The following is a 21,686-nucleotide window of genomic DNA, read 5'->3' as shown; positions in this document are numbered from 1 at the left end:
TATTGTTCGTGATTATACGCGAGACAGTGGATACTGACCATGATCTTTCCCACCTGATTTTCTCCCCCTGATTGTAGAACTAACTGTTATTTCAATCTATAAATTTAATCAATTCCGCTTTATAGCGATTAATGAACAGGAAGGTATATTTGATTTTTATCCTACTATACGAATTAAGTTTATACTTTATTCCTATAGCCTCGCATTAAAATAATTTAACGCGTTTCTGGGAACGAATTTTCGGCAATAATATCGACATAAAAAAGCCTTTATAATGGTTGGGTGGTAGTAAATCATCCAAATCCATAATAAAGGACATAAGCATGGATAAGTTTACGCGAAAAATATGTGCTCCCTCTCTGTAAATTCTACACACCCATTATTTCGTTTGGTGCTTTAAACATAATCCTTTCATATTTCATCATTAAAATACCATCACTGTAGTTGCCAATATCCTTCACATTCGTTTTACCATTTATATTGTTTATTAATAATTCAAGGAAGTTTACACCGCACCCGTAAGCACATATATAGTTCGCACCAAATCTAGGATTGATTTCCCCTATATAATATTCTCCATTAACTTTGAACACATCTACATCAATAGGACCAGTCATATGAAGTTTATTAGCTAAATCTTCAATAAAGTCAAATAATTTTTGATCCTTATAAGAAATGACTTTATCAGCACCACCTATAGTCATTGAGAGTTTTTCCTTTGCAAATATCGATACCATTTTTTGTGAATAAATATCAATATATGCATCTATATCATACTCAGTACCATTTAAAAACTCCTGTATTATATTTTTATGCCCATTCTGAAAACTCTTTTCTAGTTCTTTCATATTAATGCATGTAATAACTCCTCTACTACCATCAGCACTATTTGGTTTGACGATTACAGGGAACGAGATTTTATTTTTACTATAAGCATCTTCAAAAGTTTCTAAATCATTGTATGTCTTTGCACAACGAATCCCATTTGCTGTCAAAAATTCATACGTTAAATACTTGTTATCACAAATCTCTGCAGCACTTAGATTAGGTAAGATTGGGATAACCCCAATTTCTGTAAATTTATCAATATTTTTAGCGAGAACCATTATATCTTTATCTAACATAGTTAGAATTGCTTTAACATCATTCTCTTTACAAATTTCCAAAAGTTCTTCAACATAATTATCAGCTTCTAGTGATGGTACTATAAATGAATTTTCCACCGAATATAGGGCTGGTAGTATATTTGAATTTCCAGTAGCTATTATCCCCATATTAAATTTCGCAAATTCACGATTAAATACTTCTAACATTTCTACTCTTCTTCCGGGACAGCTAATAAGAATATTCATCCGCTATTTCTCCTTTTAGGTTCATCTTGCCCTATAAACAAAGGCATATTAATATCTTTGGATCTAAATATTCTTTTGTTAAAAGTACAGATAGTGAATCAAGCCAAAAACGAATACCCGCTGCTGGAATGATTGCTTTTTTGACTTTCTTTACTTGTTTGTCATAAAGCTTACTTGTAATTGTTTTAGCTTTTGTTGCGCTTGTTCCTTTGTTTTAGCTACTGTACCAAAGTAAAACTTACATTTTGGCTCTGTTCCTGAAGGGCGAATCGCTATCCATGATTGATCTTCTAATATGAACTTCAAGACATTTTCTTTCGGTAAATTAAGTTTTGTAATGGAGCCATCTAGATAAATGGCTTGGTTAGTTAAGTAATCTTCTACTACAAGTACCTTGTGATCAGCAATTTCATATAGTCTATTTTCTCTAAAGTATTGTAATAACACTTGCATTTCCTTCTGACCTGTAATGCCTTCAAATGTTTTGGACTGTAATATTTCTTCATAATAGCCATATTGATTAAATAAACTGTCTAAAACATCTAATAACGTTTGTTGTTTTGTTGCGTAGTAAGCCGCCATCTCGGCTACTACCAATGCAACTTGGACCGCATCTTTATCTCGCACAAAGCTTTGGACCAAATAGCCATAACTTTCTTCATAACCAAATAGATATGTTTTTTCCTTTGATTGGTCATACTCAGCAATCTTTTCTGCAATATATTTAAAACCTGTCAGTGTGTTCACAGTTTCAACTCCGTATTGTTGAGCAATTACTGCACCAAGTTCAGAGGTAACAATTGTTTTGAGTAATACGCCGTTTTCAGGTAGCTCATTTTTTTCTTTTTTCGCCTCAAGCAAATACTGTAAGATAAGTGCACCTAGCTGATTACCTGTTAATAATTGATAACCACCCTCTGTTATTACTGCCACACCTAATCGATCGGCATCTGGGTCGGTTGCTAATAGTATTTGTGCACCTGTTTCATACCCTTTTTGTATTGCATACGTAAAGGCTGCTGCTTCCTCTGGGTTTGGATAAGGAACCGTTGGAAAATCTCCATCTTGTACGGATTGCTGTTCGACAATATGGACATTCGTAAAACCAAATGCTTGTAAACCTTGTTGTACCGATATTAGACCTGCACCATGAAGAGGTGAGTATACAATTGGTATCGTGAAGTCGATATTGGTACGTTGTTTTAAACCGAGTAATTTTTCTTGATATGCTTGGTCAATATTAAGTAACAGCCATTCTACAGTTCGATGCTGCTCTAATGTGTGCCATGATGTTGTTGGAATGTCAAAAACATTTTGGATATCATCGAATTTTTCAACGATAGTTTGAATGGCAGATGGCGTCAGTTGCGCCCCGTCCTCCCCATAAACTTTAAAACCATTATATTGTTTTGGATTGTGGCTAGCGGTAATGACCACACCTGCAAAAGCGTTTAAATACCTTACCGCAAAAGATAATTCAGGTGTTGGGCGTGCATCGCGCAATACGAATACTTTCACCCCTAATGCCCCCAGAACTTGAGCTGTTTCAATAGCAAAATCCTTTGAGAAATGCCGTGTATCATAGGCAATGACAACACCACGCTGTTTGGCTATTTCCCCGTTTTCTGTGATATACTTCGCTAGGCCGTATGCAGCTCTGCGAATTGTATAGATATTCATCCGATTTGTACCTGCCCCTAACAGACCACGCATACCTGCTGTACCAAATTGTAGGTATTGGTAAAATCGATCTTCAATTTGTGTTGTATCATTTACAATGGCTAGTAGTTCTTCTTTTAAATAAGAAGGAACAGCCTCCTCTATCCATTGCCTGTAACGATCTTCTACTATACTCAATATGACACCTTCTGTTCATTCAATAATTCCAATGGCATGTAAATCGACAGAGAAGTTTACAGTTGTCGCATGGATTCCTAGCTCCAAATGGTGTCGACAACACCCATCTGAACAAAGTAATCTTTATTTACCGTCAATGATTTCAATACTGACATTAAAGCTTTCCGTATTTTTCCCTTATATATTTCTCAAGATAAGTACAGTCCTTCGCTTAATCCTAAAAAATCTTCCACCATTTCGTCACTTCGATTTTACAATGTTCTTGTATAACAAAAGGCTGGTTTTCAATTATTCGTACATTATTTTCCAGCAATACATCAATGGCATCTAACTCTTTTTTCTTTTCTAAATAACAAAGCCCTGCTTCAAAAAAAAATGGTCGAGATAATAGATTGTGAACATCCGATCCATACGTATGAACTAAATTAGCTCTTACTAGCTCAAGTGAGCGCTTTTGTATTGTGCGACCAAAATAACCAGCTAAGCTACCAGCAGTTATTTGTGCTTTTGCTCCTTCGCAAATTAATCGTTCTAAGTAAACAGGTCTTTCAACAATGGCTTTATTTCGTTCTGGATGCGCAATAATCGGGGTAATTCCTTCAGACAGTAATGCACGAATAATTTTTATTGTATAAGCAGGTACAGTATAGGATGGTAATTCTAACAACATATAATTAGAGCATGCTAATGTGTGAATTTGATTTGTTTTATAAAGTGGCATGATTTTTTCTGATAATCGTACTTCATGTCCGGTAAAAAGTGTTAGTGGAATACTTTTTTTTATGAGTTCAGATTGTAATAAGTGGATTTGATTTCTCACTGTGCTATAATTTGCATGATATTGTGGGTGATAGCAATGGGGAGTGGCTATTATTTTTGTAACTCCTTCTTTTACCGCTTGTTCAAACAATCGCATAGTATCCGCCATCGTTTTTGGCCCATCATCCACGTTCCATAAAATATGACTATGCATATCAACCATCAATATCCTCCTTCCTAATTAGAAAAAGGTCCAATACTTTATTATGCTAAATCTATAAATATTATGAGTACTATTAAAGAAGTGGTTATTGGCTAACTAAAGAGCAAATAAAAATAGGCAACTCTTTGTTCGAAACCGAACAAGAAGTTGCCTAACTTTTCACGAAAATAACTTATTATTGCTAAAGTTTTAAAATATTTCGAGCCCGCAATTCGCGACAGTTTTCCTGTAATTATCTAGTGCAAATACCTACCTAGCATATCGACTCGAAAATTCTATTCTTTCTTTTGACATAAAATCTATTAATGATTTTATTTCGCATATTCCACGGCACGTGTTTCACGAATAACCGTTACTTTAATATGACCTGGATAATCAAGTTCTTCTTCAATTCGCTTACGGATATCTCTCGCTAAGCGATGTGAAGCTAAGTCATCAATTTTTTCTGGTTGTACAATTATACGGATTTCACGACCAGCCTGAATCGCAAAGGATTTTTCTACGCCATCATAGCTTTCAGAAATTTCCTCTAACTTTTCAAGTCTGCGGATATAGTTTTCAAGCGTCTCACTTCGAGCACCTGGACGAGCTGCTGATAATGCATCAGCTGCAGCCACTAATACCGCGATGACAGATGTTGCTTCTGTATCACCATGGTGGGAAGCAATACTGTTTATAACGACCGGATGTTCCTTGTATTTTGTGGCCAATTCCACACCGATTTCGACATGGCTACCTTCAACTTCATGGTCAATTGCCTTACCAATATCATGTAATAAGCCTGCTCGGCGAGCTAATGCTACATCTTCACCAAGTTCAGCAGCGAGTAAGCCTGCTAAATATGCGACCTCAATGGAATGTTTTAGAACGTTTTGTCCATAACTTGTACGATATTTCATGCGGCCTAAAATCTTCATTAAATCTGGATGTAAATTATGAATGCCAATTTCAAATGTTGTCTGCTCACCTGTTTCGCGGATTTGTTCATCCACTTCACGACGAGATTTTTCCACCATTTCCTCAATTCGAGCAGGGTGAATGCGGCCATCCTGTACAAGTTTTTCAAGTGCAAGTCGAGCCGTTTCACGACGAATCGGATCAAAGCCTGATAAAATAACCGCCTCTGGAGTATCATCAATTATTAAATCTATACCTGTTAACGTTTCCAAAGTTCGGATGTTACGACCTTCACGACCAATAATACGACCTTTCATTTCATCATTTGGCAAGTTCACGACAGATACTGTTGTTTCAGCAACATGATCTGCTGCAAAACGTTGCAATGCCAGTGATAAAATTTCACGTGCTTTTTTATCTGATTCTTCCTTCGCACGTGTCTCAGCTTCCTTCGTCATCACAGCAATATCAGTTGTTAGCTCTTTTTCTACTTCTCCTAAGATAATAGCTTTTGCTTCATCTCTAGTTAAAGCAGAAATTCGCTCTAGCTCTGATTTTTGCGAGGCAACGAGCTCGTCCACTTTGCTTTCCATCTGTTCAATATGCTGTTGTCTTTCGCTTAGAGCTTGTTCTTTACGCTCTAAACCTGCTTCTCTCTTATTTAGAGCATCATCTTTGCGATCAAGATTCTCTTCTCTTTGCAATAAACGGTTCTCTTGTTTCTGAAGTTCTGAACGACGTTCACGAATGTCATTTTCTGCTTCAGTACGAAATTTGTGAGTTTCATCTTTGGCTTCAAGTAGTGCTTCTTTCTTCAATGCCTCCGCTTCTCGTTTTCCTTCTTCAACGATTGTTTCAGCGACATGTTTAGCACCAGTGATTTTTGAGTCATTCACTTTTTTCATGTAGATATAGCTAACAGCGGCACCAACGATGAGTCCAAGCAAAGCGGAGATGATAGTAATTCCATCCATATGAACACCTCCTCTTGCTATTTGGGTATTACAGTTTCAGTCGGCGCATACATCAATTTTGCCTTGGCATAATCATAGACATCTGCCAAAGTTTTCATCTTCATTTAATAGATCTTCAAAAGCCATTATTAATGAAGTCAGAATGTACTGCCTATTTAAAGTCATAATTCAGAAATTATACATTTTTAATTGTATAGCTAGCCTTAAGCTCTGTCAAGGATAGTAGGGCATCTGTTCGCCCTCGTAAGAAAAAAAGTAAGTCATATCCATTAGGAGAATTAATTACCTAATACTTTTTACACTAACGCTTATTTTATCTTTTATCATGAATGCCGTAGAAGTAGTACATAGGAATTATTTTTCAAAAATGTCATTCACAACTTTCGAAGAATATATGGATTACCTACGTTCTTCTACAGTCTGCGTAAATAAAAAAATGCATTGCTCTCACTATAAAGAGTGGGAACAATGCATGTATATTATTCATCTTCAAGAAGAAGCTTTAATTCCTCATCCATATCTTCCTCTTCATCATGCGCCGCAATTGTGTAAGATGAAGATGCAATACCGTAAGAAGCACGGATTTTATTTGCGATGTCGTCTAGTACTGCTGGATTTTCTTTTAAATATTGTTTAGCATTTTCACGACCTTGACCTAGGCGCTCATCACCGTAAGCATACCAAGAACCGCTTTTTTGAACGATGTCTAGTTCAACACCTAAATCAACTGTTTCGCCCTCTTTTGAAATCCCTTCACCGTACATAATATCAACTTCAGCTGTACGGAATGGTGGTGCTACTTTGTTTTTCACAATTTTAATTTTTGTACGGTTACCCATAATGTCATTGCCTTGTTTAATAGCTTCCGCACGACGAACCTCTAAACGTACTGAGCTGTAGAATTTAAGCGCACGTCCACCAGGTGTTGTTTCTGGGTTTCCGAACATAACACCAATTTTTTCACGCACTTGGTTAATGAAAATGGCAATCGTTTTTGATTTATTGATAGCACCTGAAAGCTTACGTAAGGCCTGAGACATTAAACGGGCTTGTAAACCAACGTGCGAATCACCCATATCTCCTTCAATTTCTGCTTTCGGAACTAATGCTGCTACGGAGTCAATAACGATGATATCGATAGCACCACTACGCACTAATGCTTCTGCGATTTCAAGCGCCTGTTCTCCTGTATCTGGTTGAGATAATAGAAGTTCATCAATATTGACGCCCAATTTTTGTGCGTAAATTGGATCTAGTGCATGCTCAGCATCGATAAATGCAGCTTGTCCACCGTTTGCCTGCACTTCTGCAATCGCATGAAGAGCAACTGTTGTTTTACCTGATGATTCTGGGCCATATACTTCAATAATACGTCCACGTGGATATCCACCAACACCTAATGCAGCATCAAGTGCTAGCGAACCACTTGAAGATGTAGCGATTTCTAAATCGGTCTTTTCGCCAAGTTTCATGATGGAACCTTTACCAAAATTCTTTTCAATTTGTTTTAACGCCTGTTCTAAGGCAGCTTTACGATCACTCATTCATTTTCCTCCTTTGAAAACTGTTCACTGTTTTTCTCTATCTCTACTATACTTGTTTTTAAGAGAAGACGCAAGAAAAAAGCGAACATTTATTCGTTTTTTCTTCAAAATAAAAATTTGGGTAACTTTCCATTACCCAAATTTCTATTTTCAACTATATTATGGACCATCACCAAAACATGTGGTTGATTTCCGTTCCGGCTGGGCGCTTTATAGCTGCCGCTACAGAGCAAAGCTTCCTGGGGGCGCTCAGCCTTCACTCCAATTAACTTATTTTCATAATAGAAGTTTTGACAAAAATCATCCGCAACTTTTCGTGATGAACCTATATTATGCCGGGCAAATTCATTAACGTTTTTTAAAGCCTCTTTCTTCCAAAAGTTGCATTAAATAATGACAAGTAAATTTCGCCGCGCGCAGTCGATTTGTATTCCGCATACCTGATAAATGAAGTAAATACGTTATTGGTTTTTCATCACCAATGGCAATACCAATCCAAACCGTCCCCGCTGGTTGATGATCATGGGCTGTAGGACCCGCCGCACCTGTTAATCCAATACCAATATCCGTATCAAACTTTTTACGTACAGCACTAGCCATAGCCGCCGCACATTCACTGCTTACAATCCCATGTGTAGTTAAAAATTCCTTTGAAATACCGAGTTGCTTAATTTTAGCCTCTTCCGTATACGTAACAACGCCACCAACAAGGGCATCCCCTACACCCGGTATTTCAGCAAGTTCTGACTGAAATAATCCTGCTGTTAAACTTTCCGCTGCAGAAATTGTTAACTGATTGTCTAGTAACATTTCTACTGTTTTAGAGGCAAGAGAATCATTATCTATACCGTATTGATAGTTCCCAACAAGCGCTTGAATCTCTGTTACCTTTGCGGCAATAAGATGCTGCGCTTCTTGCTCCGTTTCTGCTTTAGCAGTTACACGCAATGTAACCTCGCCGTCAGAAGCAAGTGGAGCAACAGTTGGATTTGTTTGCGAATCTAAAATATGTTGGACACGAACCTCAAGCTCCGCCTCTCCAATTCCATAAAACCGCATAACATGCGATGTAATTACCCCTCCAGCGTTTAACATCGCACCAAGCTTTGGCTTTGCTTCAAACTGGAACATTGGCTCAAGCTCTTTAGGTGGCCCCGGCAGTAAAATATACGTACGTTCATCCTTAGTTAATATCATGCCAGGTGCCATACCGTGATGGTTTGCAAGCACCTCACTACCCGCTAGTATTAAAGCCTGCTTACGATTATTATCCGTCATTGGACGTCCTCGTTGTGCAAAAAACTGCTCAATATTAGCCAGTGCGAAATCATCCATTTCGAGAGAAACGTCAAGATGACGTGCAATCGTTTCCTTTGTTAAATCATCCTTTGTAGGCCCAAGCCCACCAGAGAAAATGATTAAATCAGCACGAGTCTCTGCAATGGAAATAGCTTCTTCCAAACGTTGTGCATTATCTCCAACAACAGTGTGATAATACACATTTATTCCTAACTCGGACAACTGACTAGAAATAAATCTTGCATTTGTGTTCGAAATTTGACCAAGCAATAACTCTGAGCCAACTGCAAGAATTTCAGCATTCATGACCCTCAAGACCTCTCTTATTTAGACTCAAGTAAGACACGTCGATTTAGATAGAAATAATCCCATCCAGACCATAGCGTAAAGAACAATGCAATATATAACATAATTGTATCGAATGGAAGACCGATAAGCGTAAAAATTGTATTGTGTAAAAGTGCTGCACCGATGGCCACAATTTGAGCCCATGTTTTAATTTTGCCAAGCTGGTTGGCCGCAACAACTTCTCCTTCACCAGCCAATATTAAACGCAGGCCAGTAACTGCAAACTCACGACTAATAATAATGATTATTATCCATGCAGACGCCATATCAAGCTCTACCATTAAAATAAAAGCCGCTGAAACTAGCAACTTGTCAGCAAGTGGGTCTAAAAATTTCCCAAATGTTGTCACAAGATTGTACTTACGTGCATAATAACCATCCACCCAATCAGTCGTTGAAGCAATAATAAAAATAAGTGCACCTACAAAATGATGAACAGGCATCGTCGCACCGAATAGTGACATTGTTCCCCAGCCAAAATCAAACATCATAACAATGACAAAGAACGGAATAAGTAAAATTCGAGAGATGGTAATTTTATTTGGAATGTTCATTTTTCTAACACCTTTCATGATGAAAGAAAGTAGTCATCACTAGATGACTACTATTCTTTATTGAAATTGATGACGATGTTTTGCGTTACAATTTGCTGTGCATACGTTAAAGGCTCGTCATTAATGTATACTTTAGCTTGCGCTGAATTACCTAAGCGAATACGGGCGTAATTTTGAGATGTTGCGTCGAATTCTACTACTTCTCCTGCATTATATACACGAGTATCTGATAGTAATTCTTGTTGCTGTTGGTTACGAATACCGATAAATGTAGGACCTGATACTTCAATACGTATTTTAAATGCATCCGTACCTGTTAACGTATAAGAAGTTGTTGCACCATCCGCTTCAATAGCCCCAGCTGAAATCGATTGCTTAACCTCTTCAGTTTGCTTTTCATCAGGTGTTTCCTGTGTTGTTGAATCTTTTGAATCTGCTGAGTCTTCTTTGTCATTTGTTTGAGCTTTTTTATGCTCTTTATCTTTTTCTGTATCTATTGGTTTTACTTTTGTATCATATTCTATTTCTGATGGCGTATCGTCTACAGCACCATCTGGCACTGCTTTATTTTTAGACTGCATTAGCACCCAAATCACCACAATAATGACAATGATAAATAAACCAACAGTTATTTTCGGCATTGCCTCCATCATTTTAGTAGAAGGACCTTTCGAAACTTTTCTTCTACTTGGACTACTCGTCATTGATTGACTTACTTGATTGTTTGGAGTACCTGGCAGCTCGCTTTTATAAGTTTCTAAAAGCTCCTCTGCGTCCAAACCAACAGCGTCAGCATATTGTTTAATAAAAGCTCGTACATAAAACGAACCAGGCATAATCGAATAATTACCTTCTTCAATACCTATTAAATAACGCTTTTGAATTTTCGTTATTTCTTGTAAATCGTCTAAGCTGTAGCCTTTAGACAGTCTCGCCTCTTTCAGTCGAGTCCCTAATTCTGCCACTCATAACACCTACTTTAATTTCAAATTAAAAATTAAATCCACCAAATGAATTAGATTCGGACATCATTTGGCTTTTTTCCATTATTTCATACGTAATTTCTTCATCTGGGTGATGACGCAATTCAATGATATAATCAAAATCCTCTATCTTATATTCTGAATGCTGAACAAACATGTCTGGATGCTCGATGACCTTAATGGAGGGCATACTCATCATTTCACGCACTAGTTGCAAATGTCGCTCATCAGATGATTGACGTGTCACAATGCCATCTAATATAAAAATATTATTGTTACTGAATTCATCACCAGCAAGTTTATTGCGAACAGTCTGCTTAATCATTGTAGACGATAAAAAAATCCATTTTTTATTAGCACAAACACTTGCAGCTACAATTGATTCAGTCTTTCCAACACGAGGCATTCCACGAATTCCAATAAGCTTATGCCCGTCTTTTTTAAAAAGTTCAGCCATAAAGTCAACTAAAATACCAAGTTCATCTCGTACGAAGCGGAAGGTATTTTTTTCATCTGCATCTCGAGGAATATAATGACCGTGCCTAATGGCTAAACGATCACGGAGCTTAGGTTGTCGAAATTTGGTAACGTTAATATGTTCCATTGTCGAAACAATTGTACGAAAACGCTCAATTGTCTCATCGTTGTCTGTATGCACTAACATACCACGTCGATCCTCATCGACACCATTTATTGAAATAATATTGACACGAAGCATCCCTAAAAGTGAAGCAATATCTCCTAATAATCCAGGGCGATTCACCTGAATTTCATATTCAAAGTACCAATCGCTCAAACACACTCGTTCCCTTCCTATTAGTTAACGTAAAAAATCCTTTATAAGTTCCATCATAGCTGATTTTTTATGTAATGGAAAGTTAGAATACATGGAATTATGGGGTTATTTTTAAAAACTTACTATTTTTTTTTTGAACGTACGAAATAGGCTTACATACGTTCCCTTTTCTATGTAAAAATTGCTTTTATATATAGAAAAAAGAGGAGATCGCTCTCCTCTTTTTTTACTGTACATGTTTATTTTGTACAAGTTTAACGACACAATTCGCCAGTGCGTGTTTTTCCTCTTCAGAGGCAACGCCCCATAAATCCGACAGCACTCGCTCTTGTTCGTTTTTAGGATCGACATTTGTCGCCAAATATTCTCCAATTTGTACAGCAGCTTGTTGAATCATTTGCGATGGCATACCGCTTGATTCTGCTCGCATAACATTTTGACCTAAAAACGATGTCCATTTTTGCCAGTTTTCTAAAATAGTCATATGTTCCTCCTCCTTTACACATGTAGTATGTGCAAAAAAGAGCATTATATGTACCAGCCACCGTTTAATCTAATCACTTGCCCCGTTACATAATCTGCTTTTCCAGAAAGATAAAAACGTACCATTTCAGCAACATCCGTTGTTTGCCCAGTTATACCTAGTGGAATATCCTCTAAAATATAGTCAAGCTCCTCTTCGCTTAAATGACTGTTCATCGAGGTATTAATAAAACCAGGTGCAATGGCATTAACACGAATATGCGACAGTGCGGCTTCTTTCGCATATGACTTCACAAAAGCATGTTGGGCGCCTTTCACAGTGGCATAAAGTGCTTCACCAGCTGATCCAGCCTCTCCCCAAATTGAACCAATAAAAAGCACATAGCTGACATCATGAGCGCGTAGCTTTGATGACAGCAATGCCGTAAGACGCATTGGATTTTGTACATGGACACGCCATAATGCCTCCATATCCTCCACCGTAGTATCTTCCAGTAGCGAATAATGTGCTTGACCATTTGCAAAGACAATCGCTTGCACATTAAAAACTTGAGATGCTAGCAATTGTGCCCCGGACGTTTTCGAAAAATCTCCCTGTACAAGCATAAACTCCTGTGCAGGGAAACTTTCTGAAAGGGAGCAGTATAGAGCCTGTGCTGCTTTTTCATTGTTTGAAAAGTGTATGTAGATGGACCAACCGTCTTCTGCCAGACTTCGACAAATAGCACGGCCAATCTCACCCGATGCACCTAAAACGAGCGCAAACTTTTTCACTGTACGCCCTTCTCAGTAGGTAAAATTTTAAAGACTGTTTGTTGAGATTCACCTTGAACTGAAGAAAACGCTTTTTTCAAATCTTCAATCGTTAGTTCTTCTAGTACAGGCACAACCTCGAACAAATTCATATCATTAAACGAATAACGTGTAAATTGGTTGGCGATAAATTCAATAGAGTTCAGTGCACGTAGGAAGAAACCTATTTTTTTACGTTTTACTCGTTCTAAATCGGTACTTTCAAAATGGGCATCCCCATCATACTTTGCTAATTCTTCCTTAATAGCTTTCTCTAATGCAGCAGGGTCTGTAGAATCTGAGCCAATCATTGCAAATCCAAAGCCTTTTTCTAACGTGAAATCAAATGCATATGTTTCATCTATTAATCCGTTATCATAAACGCTCTCATAAAATTTAGATGTACGTCCAAAAATAAGTTCAAGTGCAATTTGAACAGACAGCTCATGTTTTAACATGTCACGCCCAGAAAGATTTGTTTCTTTTGCTTTTAAGCCAATATAGACTTTAGGTTTTTGTACATCCATACGCAACTCACGTTCTTTAATAGCAACTTCTGTCGGCTCTTGATCGAAAAAGCGTTGAATTGGTGTGGGTTCAGGGAATTCTTTTTTGTCTTGATTGTCACGAATAAACGTCATCATTTCATTAGGATCTACTGCACCAATGACAAACAATAACATATTGGACGGGTGATAAAATGTATTGTAGCACGTATATAAATGGTCGGCAGTAATTCCATCAATTGACTCAATTGTACCAGCGATATCAATTTTTACTGGATGATTATGATACATATTTTCGATTGTGCCAAAATATAAGCGCCAATCCGGCTGATCGTCGTACATCGTAATTTCCTGGCCAATTATGCCCTTTTCCTTATTAACAGTTGCTTCTGTAAAGTAAGGCTCTTGAACAAAATTTAATAATGTTTCTGTGCTGTTATAAATATTGTTAGTTGAAGAAAATAAATACGCAGTACGTGTAAATGATGTAAACGCATTGGCTGAAGCGCCGAATTCACTAAACTTTTGGAAGACATCTCCATCTTCTTTTTCAAACATTTTATGCTCTAAGAAATGGGCAATGCCATCTGGTACTGTAATGCTTTCAGTTCCACCAATTGGCACAAAAGTACGGTCAACAGAACCATATTTTGTGGTGAACGTTACAAAAGTTTTAGAAAAGCCTTTTTTCGGTAATATATAGACATCTAAGCCATTTTCTAGTTTTTCATAATACAATGTTTCATCTAATTGTTTGAATTCAATTGTTTTCATTGAGCGGCTTGCTCCTTCCCACTTAAGAAATAGACCGCTTCTAGCTGTACTTGCTTCGCCATTTCAACTATATCTGGCTTAGTCACAGCTTGCCATTTATTTGCCCAGGTCTCAACAGAGAACTCTTCGGGTAAATCTTTATATTGGTCAAAAATTTCTATTTGTCCTCGAGCAGAATCCAATGCTTCTTTTAGCTGATTCGTTAGCATTGCCTTTGTTTGCTCTATTTCTAAATCTGTAATATCGCCCGCTTGCATAACAGCAAGTTGTTCCTTAATTAGTGATAACGCTTTTTCCTCATTCTTTGGTTCAATCCCAGATACAACAAAGACTAAGCCATAATGTGATGCATATGAGCTAGATGCATAGTAGGCTAAACTTTCCTTTTCACGAACATTCATAAATAATTTGGCGTGAGGGTAGCCACCAAATACCCCGTTAAAGATTTGCATTTTGGCAAAATCAGCGTCACCAAATCGTACTGGTGTACTGAAGCCAATATGCATCTTTCCTTGCTTCATTTCTTGTTGTTCACGTACATAATCATTTTGTGGATGCTGTTGTGGAAGTACAGCAGGAATTTCTTCAGGTGTACGATCATTAAATGGTAGCGCTTCTTTGAGCTTCGCTACGATTTCTTCTTCATTAATATCACCCGCGACATAAATGTCTATTTTATCGTTAGCAAGCATGGATTGATATGCTTCAAACAATGATGTAGGGGTAATTTTTTGAATGTCCTCGATAGTTCCATTCGCAGAAATAGAGGCCGGTTCATTTGGACGTAAAATTTGTTGAATGCGTTGCTGCGCATAACGAGATTTATCGTCAAAAATGGACTCAATACGCTGAATGACTGTTTTCTTTTCACGTTCCACAATCGATTCCTTAAATACACCATTTTCTAAATTCGGTTCAAATATTGCTGTATGCAATAAATCGAGTACCTCATTTAAAACACTAGTATTTGCCAAATAATGATCATTTACAGCCTCTACATTCATCAATACTGTATGTTCATTACCACGTTTAGATGTGTCGAAATATAACACTGTGCCATACAAGTCATCCAAGAAACTTCGGAATGCAGCTGTTGTCTGATATTTCGCATTACTATGTTGCAAAACATTTGTTAATACTGTACGTTCAGACGCATTTGTCGCCGTTAATGCTTTTCTCCATTTAATTGAAAAATTTACGGTTTTAAATTGGGTCGTTTGTCGGATATGCAAATTGACACCTTTTGCAAAAGGTATTGTTTTAAACATATATAGAACCCTCCTTATCTTTCTTAATATAACAAAGTACTACACATACTATACATGTCTATTGTCTATAATTGCAAAAAGAATCCAAAGTATGTATATGAAATGTGTGAAATTACATTTGGTTGTTGAGGAACCTGTACATGCAAGCAAATAAAGCTCAACCACCAACCATTATTTTCCCAAACACTTGAAATATGTACAAGGAAAAAGACTGAGCATTTTCGCCCAGTCTTTCATCGTTTGTTATTAGCGTTTCCCTTTAATATAAGGTTGACCACTAGCTTTTGGTGCATTTGCTTTACCGATAAATCCTGCTAATGCAAAAATCGTTAAGACATAAGGTAAAATTTGTAAGTAAACAGCAGGAATATCTTGAATGTAAGGCATTCCACTTCCTGCAACACTTAACGTTTGTGCTACTCCAAAGAATAAAGCTGCACCTAACGCACCGATTGGATGCCATTTCCCAAAAATCATTGCAGCAATAGCCATAAAGCCTTGACCAGCAATTGTTGCATGCGAGAAATTGCCTGCAATCGATTGCGCGTATACTGCACCACCAAGACCACCTAATGCCCCAGAGATGACAACAGCAATGTAACGCATTCTATTTACTTTTACACCCATCGTATCTGCAGCCATTGGATGTTCACCAACAGCGCGTAAACGTAAGCCAAATGGTGTTTTATAAATAATAAACCATGCCCCAATAGCTACTGCAAAAGCTAAAATTGACGTACTATAAACATCACGGAATAATAAAGGACCAAAGAATGGGATATCCTGTAAATAAGGGATGGCAAAACGGTCTATTGTTTGGGTAATCGTATCCGTTTGCCCTTTATCATAAATCATTTTCACCAAGAATACGGATACTGCTAAACCTAATAAGTTGATAGCAACCCCGGATACTGTTTGATCAGCACGGAAAGAAATAGACGCAACTGCATGGAGAAGTGAGAAGATTCCCCCAATAATGAAACCTGCTAGCATTGCTACCCAAATCGTTGCTGCACCAAATGTTGAAGCATATTCTAAGTTGACATAAATACTAACAAATGCACCAACAATCATTAAACCTTCTAATCCGATATTTACTACACCAGAACGTTCAGAAAATACGCCACCGATCGCTGTAAAAATTAACGGTGTTGCATAAAGAATTGCAGAAGGGATGATGAAATATAACATTTCTAAAAAGCCCATGTTATTGTCCCTCCTTTTTCTTGCTCAACTTTTGTAATGCTACTCGAATAATATAGCCTGATGCCACGAAGAAAATAATTAACGCGATAATTATAGACACGATTTCCTCTGGAATACCTGCAGCATTCGGCATATTTAGCGCTCCGTATTTAAGTGAGCCGAATAATGAAGCTCCGAATACAACCCCAAGTGGCGTGTTAGCACCAAGTAAAGCCACGGCAATCCCATCGAAACCTATACCTGTAAAGCCTGGTTTAATAGAGGCGTTTCCGAAAGTACCTAGAGCCTCCATAGCACCAGCAAGACCAGCGAACATACCTGAAATTGTCATAGCTAAAATAATGTTTTTATTGACGCTCATACCAGCATAGTCTGCCGCATGCTTGTTAAAGCCTACCGCTTTTAGCTCATATCCTCGTGTTGTTTTTTCTAAAATGAACCACATAACCATTACCATTAATAGTGCAACAATGATGCCATAGTGAAGACTTGAATTGTCTGTAAGCTCTCTTAAAAACGGAGAACGTAATGAAGCTGATTCATGGACGCGTTCTGTTTTAAAGCTACCGTCAGACAAGTATTTAATCACCGCATTCGCAATATAAAGCGCTGTGTAGTTTAACATAATTGTCGCAATAACTTCGTGAACTTTAAATTTCGCTTTTAAGAAACCTGCAATAAAGGCCCATAATGCACCTGCAGCTGCGGCTGCAAGTAATGCTAACGGTAAGTGAATAATTTTAGGTAGTTCAAACGCATATCCTACCCAAGCTGCTGCCAGCCAACCTAAAATTAACTGACCTTCAACTCCGATGTTGAATAAACCTGTACGGAAGGCAAATGCTACCGCGAGACCCGCCAATATGTAAGGTGTTATTTGACGGATTGTGTTCCCAATAGAATATGAATCTCCAAAAATACCTGTCCAAAGGGCGTTATAACCTTGTACTGGGTCATAGCCGCTAACTACCATTACGATAGCACCAACAATTAAACCGATAATGATAGAGATGATAGGAACGAGTATATTAATGACACGATTTGACATTAGTCGTTCCCCTCCTTCGCATCATTCATGTTATTTTTACTATTTTGTCCTGCCATTAATAGACCTAGATCTTGTTCTGTCGTTTCTTTTGGATTTAACTCATCCACAATTTGACCGTCATAAATAACAGCAATACGATCCGAAACATTCATAACTTCATCTAATTCAAATGAAATTAACAGTACAGCTTTTCCTTTGTCACGTTGCTCAATAAGGCGGGAGTGAATAAATTCAATTGCCCCTACGTCAAGACCACGCGTTGGTAAAGCAGCAATCAATAAATCTGGATTACGATCAATTTCACGGCCGATAATCGCTTTTTGCTGGTTACCGCCTGAAAGGGCACGTGCTGGCGTCATTTCACCATTACCTGTACGCACATCATATTCTTCAATGATTTGGCGTGCTTTTTCAGACACTTTCTTGTAGTCCATAACAAAGCCCTTAGCGATTGGAGATTGATAGTATGTTTGTAGTGCGATATTATGACCTATTGGGAAATCTAACACTAAACCATGCTTATGGCGGTCTTGTGGGATATGCCCAACACCTTCCTCTGTAATTTTTCGAGGTTTCATATTTGTAATATCTTTGCCATTTAATTTAACAGTACCACTCTTAATTTTACGTAGACCCGTAATGGCTTCGATTAACTCAGATTGTCCGTTACCATCGATCCCCGCAATACCAACAATTTCGCCTTTACGTACGTTTAAGTTCAAACCTTTTACTTTATCGATATTACGATAGTCTTTAACAAACAGGTTTTCAATTGTAAGTACTTCATCAGTTGGTTTTGCTTCTGTTTTTTCTGTTTTAAATTCGACTTGACGTCCGACCATCATTTCAGCTAATTGGTTAGGATTTGTTTCAGCAGTTATAACTGTCCCAATCCCTTCCCCTTTTCGAATAATCGTCACACGGTCAGAAACTTCCATAATTTCTTTTAGCTTATGAGTAATTAAAATGATGGATTTGCCTTCTGCAATTAAGCGGCGCATTATTTGAATGAGCTCTGTAATTTCCTGTGGTGTTAAAGATGCCGTAGGTTCGTCAAAGATTAAAATTTCTGCACCGCGGTATAGTGTTTTTAAAATTTCAACACGCTGTTGCATTCCCACAGTAATATCCTCGATTTTGGCATATGGATCAACATCTAAACCATATTTCTCAGAAAGTGCCTGTACTTTCTTTGCCGCATCTTTAATGTTAATAACACCCATTTTTACGGGTTCAGAGCCTAAAATAATATTCTCTGTTACTGTAAAATTTTCCACCAACATAAAGTGCTGATGCACCATACCAATCCCTAGATCATTGGCCACATTTGGATTTGTAATTTTAACAGCCTTCCCACGAACACGAATTTCGCCACCCTCTGGTTGATACAAACCAAAAAGGACGTTCATTAAAGTCGATTTACCTGCACCATTTTCACCTAGTAATGCATGGATTTCGCCTTTTTTCAGTTGGAGGGTGATGTTATTATTCGCTACGAAGTTACCGAATTCTTTTCGGATTCCTAGCATCTCAATCACGTATTCCAATTTCGTCACTCCCTTAATAGGCACTTTTATCAATTTCGCCTTGGCGTAATTGTGGCTGTCGCCACAGAAAACATTTTGTAGCTGTCGCTCTGCTTTCGCTACATAAAACATTACTGCCGCTTTGTTAAACACTTTCGCTTTTGCAACAGTTATTTAGATTTGTTTGAGACAAACTTAATGCTAGCTGTAGTCACTGTTAGTTCAACGTCTTTTCACATCGACAGCAATGAACTCAGCCAGAGGTTCATCTTCGCTCAGTGGCATTATGTACCCTATTAACAAAAATAACGTATGTCATGTCCCACTAATAGAGGTAGATATTCTTCTGAATGAAGATAAATTAATACAGGAAAGGTCATCGTTAGAAACCTTTCTTCTATTAACTTGATACCATCATTACTATTCTTTTGATAAACTCATAGAAAAATTACTACCCCTATGGAAAACAAATAGCATCCAATAGAGTATTGCGAATAGTCGAAATATAACGATAGATTGAAAAATCATCATAAGGGCCTTGTTAAAGTCCCTTATGATGATCAAAAGATGAATTATTTTTTCACTTTTTCTGGAACTTTAATTTCACCTTTAGCAATTTTTTCTTTATATTCATCGATGACAGTTTGAACATCCGCTGGGATTGCACCACGAGAATCTGCAAGTTTCACGCCGTCTTCAGCTAAGCCATAAGTAAGCGTTTTGCCACCAGGGAATTCACCATTTTTCGCTTTATTTGAAATATCAACAACTGCTGTGTTAACACCTTTTAACATAGAAGTTAAAGTTACATTTGTTTTATCGTCTACTTTACCTTCTTCGTATTGGTCAGCGTCTACTCCAATTACCCATACATTTGCATTAGGGTCTTTTTTCTTACGTTCCTTTGCCTCAGAGAATACACCGTTACCAGTTGCACCAGCAGCGTGGAAGATTACATCTACACCTGAAGAGTACATGCTGTTTGCAGTAATTTTACCAATGTCAGCTTTATCGAATGCACCAGTGTATTTTGATTTGATTTCGATTTTTGGATTTACAGCTTTTGCACCTTCAACAAATCCAGCCTCGAAGCGGTTGATAACTGGAATATCTACGCCGCCCACAAAACCAACTTTACCTGATTTAGACATTTTAGCAGCAGCTACACCAGCTAAGAAAGCACCTTCTTGCTCTTTGAAAAGAACATTAACAACGTTGTCTGCTTTTACTTCAGCGTCGATTAATGCAAAATGTTTATCTGGGTTTTCTGAAGCAACAGCGTCAACTGCGTCAGCCATCATGTAACCGATTCCATATACTAAATCGAAGTTACGACGTAATAAGTTGTTTAAGTTTGTTTCATAGTCTGCGTCTGTTTTTGATTGTAAGTAGTCGAAGCCACCTTCACCTTTTTCTAGGTTATGTTCTTTACCGTAAGCTTGAACACCTTCCCAAGCAGATTGGTTGAATGATTTATCATCAACGCCACCTACGTCAGTAACCATTGCTACTGAGAATGCTTCTTCTTTGTTGCTTTCGCCTGATGATGCATTTCCATTGTCTTTTGCAGGTTTTTCTTCGTCTTTCGTACCACATGCACCTAAAATTGCACTTGCAGCTAAAACTGATGATAATACTAAGCCAAATTTACGTTTCTTCATTCTGTTAACCCCCCAAAGGTATTGTAATTAGCAGGAAAATATTTAGAAATGTTCTACACCCGTTTACGAACTACATGGAAGCTGAATTTATCAGCTCGGAAATAATTTTTTGAATACAGCACTACTTGATCATGATCATCGTAATGCAACTGCTTTAATACTAAAAGAGCTGTTTCACGCCCGCAATTTAAAATCGGTGAAGCTTGCTCATGATACCCGATTGGATCAATATATGTAACGGCATAGGCAACATGAATTTTACCAGATTGTTCAAGTGCAGAGAAAAGTGAAACTTCTTTTTTTTCAACAAAGTCAGTTGGCAGGAAACTTGCTGGTAATCTGTCTATGCAGTATACTACCGGCTCGCCGTCCGCTGTTCTGACACGTTCAATTGTGAGTATTTTATCTTCGCCATCACATTGGAAGCGTTTTAAATCTTCCTCAGAAGGTATACTTTCCGTCGCCTTTAAAAAGCGGGAACCGGGTTCCATACCTGCTGCCTCGATCATAGAAGAAATGCTCGATAAATGCTCGATACCTGATGTAAACAAAGGCTTAGGGTTTACAAATGTACCCACCCCATGTCGACGCACAATAACATTTTCCTCTTCCAACAGTCGTAGCGCTTCTCTAAGCGTTGCTCGACTGACTCCTAGTGATTTCGATAATTCAAACTCTGAAGGCAGTTTTTCATTTTCTTTAAAAATGCCTGTTTCAATGTCAGACTTTAAACGATCAATTACTTGAAGATAGAGATGACGATGATCTGCTTTAATAGTCACATATATCACCACCAATATCAGAGATCAGACATCTGATGTACAACATTCCTACTA

Annotated in this window: 18 protein-coding genes; all 18 read right to left on the bottom strand. The window is 37.7% G+C overall.

The window, feature by feature from the left end; genetic code table 11:
• Nucleotides 1-368 precede the first annotated feature (368 nt).
• The 18 genes from MY533_RS05020 to MY533_RS04935 all read right to left on the bottom strand — a co-directional run bounded on the left by MY533_RS05020 (nt 369) and on the right by MY533_RS04935 (nt 21,632).
• Complete coding sequence (locus MY533_RS05020; protein ID WP_248718228.1) at nt 369-1,352, bottom strand: ATP-grasp domain-containing protein; 984 nt, start codon at nt 1,350-1,352, stop codon at nt 369-371.
• A 150-nt stretch (nt 1,353-1,502) separates the two neighbouring features.
• Nucleotides 1,503-3,209, bottom strand: coding sequence for a phospho-sugar mutase (locus MY533_RS05015; protein WP_248718227.1), 1,707 nt, complete (start codon nt 3,207-3,209; stop codon nt 1,503-1,505).
• A gap of 217 nt (nt 3,210-3,426) precedes the next feature.
• A complete protein-coding gene (locus MY533_RS05010) occupies nt 3,427-4,191 on the bottom strand; it encodes a tyrosine-protein phosphatase (protein WP_248718226.1) in 765 nt (254 codons plus the stop codon).
• A 311-nt stretch (nt 4,192-4,502) separates the two neighbouring features.
• Entirely contained in the window at nt 4,503-6,062 is a 1,560-nt protein-coding gene (gene rny / locus MY533_RS05005) for a ribonuclease Y (protein WP_132357371.1), read from the bottom strand.
• Nucleotides 6,063-6,541: 479 nt separating this feature from the next.
• Nucleotides 6,542-7,606 (bottom strand): recombinase RecA, encoded by a 1,065-nt coding sequence (gene recA, locus MY533_RS05000; RefSeq protein ID WP_132357372.1) that lies wholly within the window; start codon nt 7,604-7,606, stop codon nt 6,542-6,544.
• Nucleotides 7,607-7,954: 348 nt separating this feature from the next.
• Nucleotides 7,955-9,211: a competence/damage-inducible protein A gene (locus MY533_RS04995; RefSeq protein ID WP_248718225.1), complete on the bottom strand. Its 1,257-nt coding sequence runs from the start codon at nt 9,209-9,211 to the stop codon at nt 7,955-7,957.
• Nucleotides 9,212-9,228: 17 nt separating this feature from the next.
• Complete coding sequence (gene pgsA, locus MY533_RS04990; protein ID WP_132357374.1) at nt 9,229-9,807, bottom strand: CDP-diacylglycerol--glycerol-3-phosphate 3-phosphatidyltransferase; 579 nt, start codon at nt 9,805-9,807, stop codon at nt 9,229-9,231.
• A gap of 50 nt (nt 9,808-9,857) precedes the next feature.
• Nucleotides 9,858-10,772: a helix-turn-helix domain-containing protein gene (locus MY533_RS04985; protein ID WP_248718224.1), complete on the bottom strand. Its 915-nt coding sequence runs from the start codon at nt 10,770-10,772 to the stop codon at nt 9,858-9,860.
• A 25-nt stretch (nt 10,773-10,797) separates the two neighbouring features.
• Complete coding sequence (locus tag MY533_RS04980; protein ID WP_132357874.1) at nt 10,798-11,586, bottom strand: DUF3388 domain-containing protein; 789 nt, start codon at nt 11,584-11,586, stop codon at nt 10,798-10,800.
• Between the two features lie 226 nt (nt 11,587-11,812).
• Complete coding sequence (locus MY533_RS04975) at nt 11,813-12,070, bottom strand: DUF3243 domain-containing protein (protein WP_132357376.1); 258 nt, start codon at nt 12,068-12,070, stop codon at nt 11,813-11,815.
• Between the two features lie 44 nt (nt 12,071-12,114).
• Nucleotides 12,115-12,843: an elongation factor P 5-aminopentanone reductase gene (ymfI, locus tag MY533_RS04970; RefSeq protein WP_248718223.1), complete on the bottom strand. Its 729-nt coding sequence runs from the start codon at nt 12,841-12,843 to the stop codon at nt 12,115-12,117.
• Nucleotides 12,840-14,141: an EF-P 5-aminopentanol modification-associated protein YfmH gene (gene yfmH, locus MY533_RS04965; RefSeq protein ID WP_248718222.1), complete on the bottom strand. Its 1,302-nt coding sequence runs from the start codon at nt 14,139-14,141 to the stop codon at nt 12,840-12,842. Before yfmH ends, ymfI begins: the two co-directional genes overlap by 4 nt.
• Complete coding sequence (yfmF, locus tag MY533_RS04960) at nt 14,138-15,409, bottom strand: EF-P 5-aminopentanol modification-associated protein YfmF (RefSeq protein ID WP_248718221.1); 1,272 nt, start codon at nt 15,407-15,409, stop codon at nt 14,138-14,140. Before yfmF ends, yfmH begins: the two co-directional genes overlap by 4 nt.
• Before the next feature lie 246 nt (nt 15,410-15,655).
• The gene (locus tag MY533_RS04955; protein WP_248718220.1) at nt 15,656-16,615 is read right to left on the bottom strand and encodes an ABC transporter permease; all 960 of its coding nucleotides are present in this window, start codon (nt 16,613-16,615) and stop codon (nt 15,656-15,658) included.
• 1 nt (nt 16,616) lies between these two features.
• Nucleotides 16,617-17,663 carry an ABC transporter permease gene (locus MY533_RS04950; RefSeq protein ID WP_248718219.1) on the bottom strand — a complete coding sequence of 349 codons (1,047 nt, stop codon included), beginning with the start codon at nt 17,661-17,663 and terminating at the stop codon, nt 16,617-16,619.
• Complete coding sequence (locus MY533_RS04945) at nt 17,663-19,210, bottom strand: ABC transporter ATP-binding protein (RefSeq protein WP_248718218.1); 1,548 nt, start codon at nt 19,208-19,210, stop codon at nt 17,663-17,665. The genes MY533_RS04950 and MY533_RS04945 overlap by 1 nt, the downstream gene beginning before the upstream one ends.
• Nucleotides 19,211-19,761: 551 nt before the next feature.
• Nucleotides 19,762-20,850, bottom strand: a complete 1,089-nt coding sequence (locus MY533_RS04940) for a BMP family lipoprotein (protein WP_248718217.1) — start codon at nt 20,848-20,850, stop codon at nt 19,762-19,764.
• A gap of 53 nt (nt 20,851-20,903) precedes the next feature.
• On the bottom strand, nt 20,904-21,632 hold the full coding sequence (locus MY533_RS04935) for a GntR family transcriptional regulator (protein WP_132357384.1): 729 nt from the start codon (nt 21,630-21,632) through the stop codon (nt 20,904-20,906).
• Between the last annotated feature and the right edge of the window lie 54 nt (nt 21,633-21,686).

It is taken from the genome of Lysinibacillus sp. Ag94, from assembly GCF_023242215.1.
GTDB lineage: Bacteria > Bacillota > Bacilli > Bacillales_A > Planococcaceae > Lysinibacillus.
Note: the sequence above shows the minus strand (reverse complement) of the source record. Positions and strands in the feature narration are given on the sequence as shown.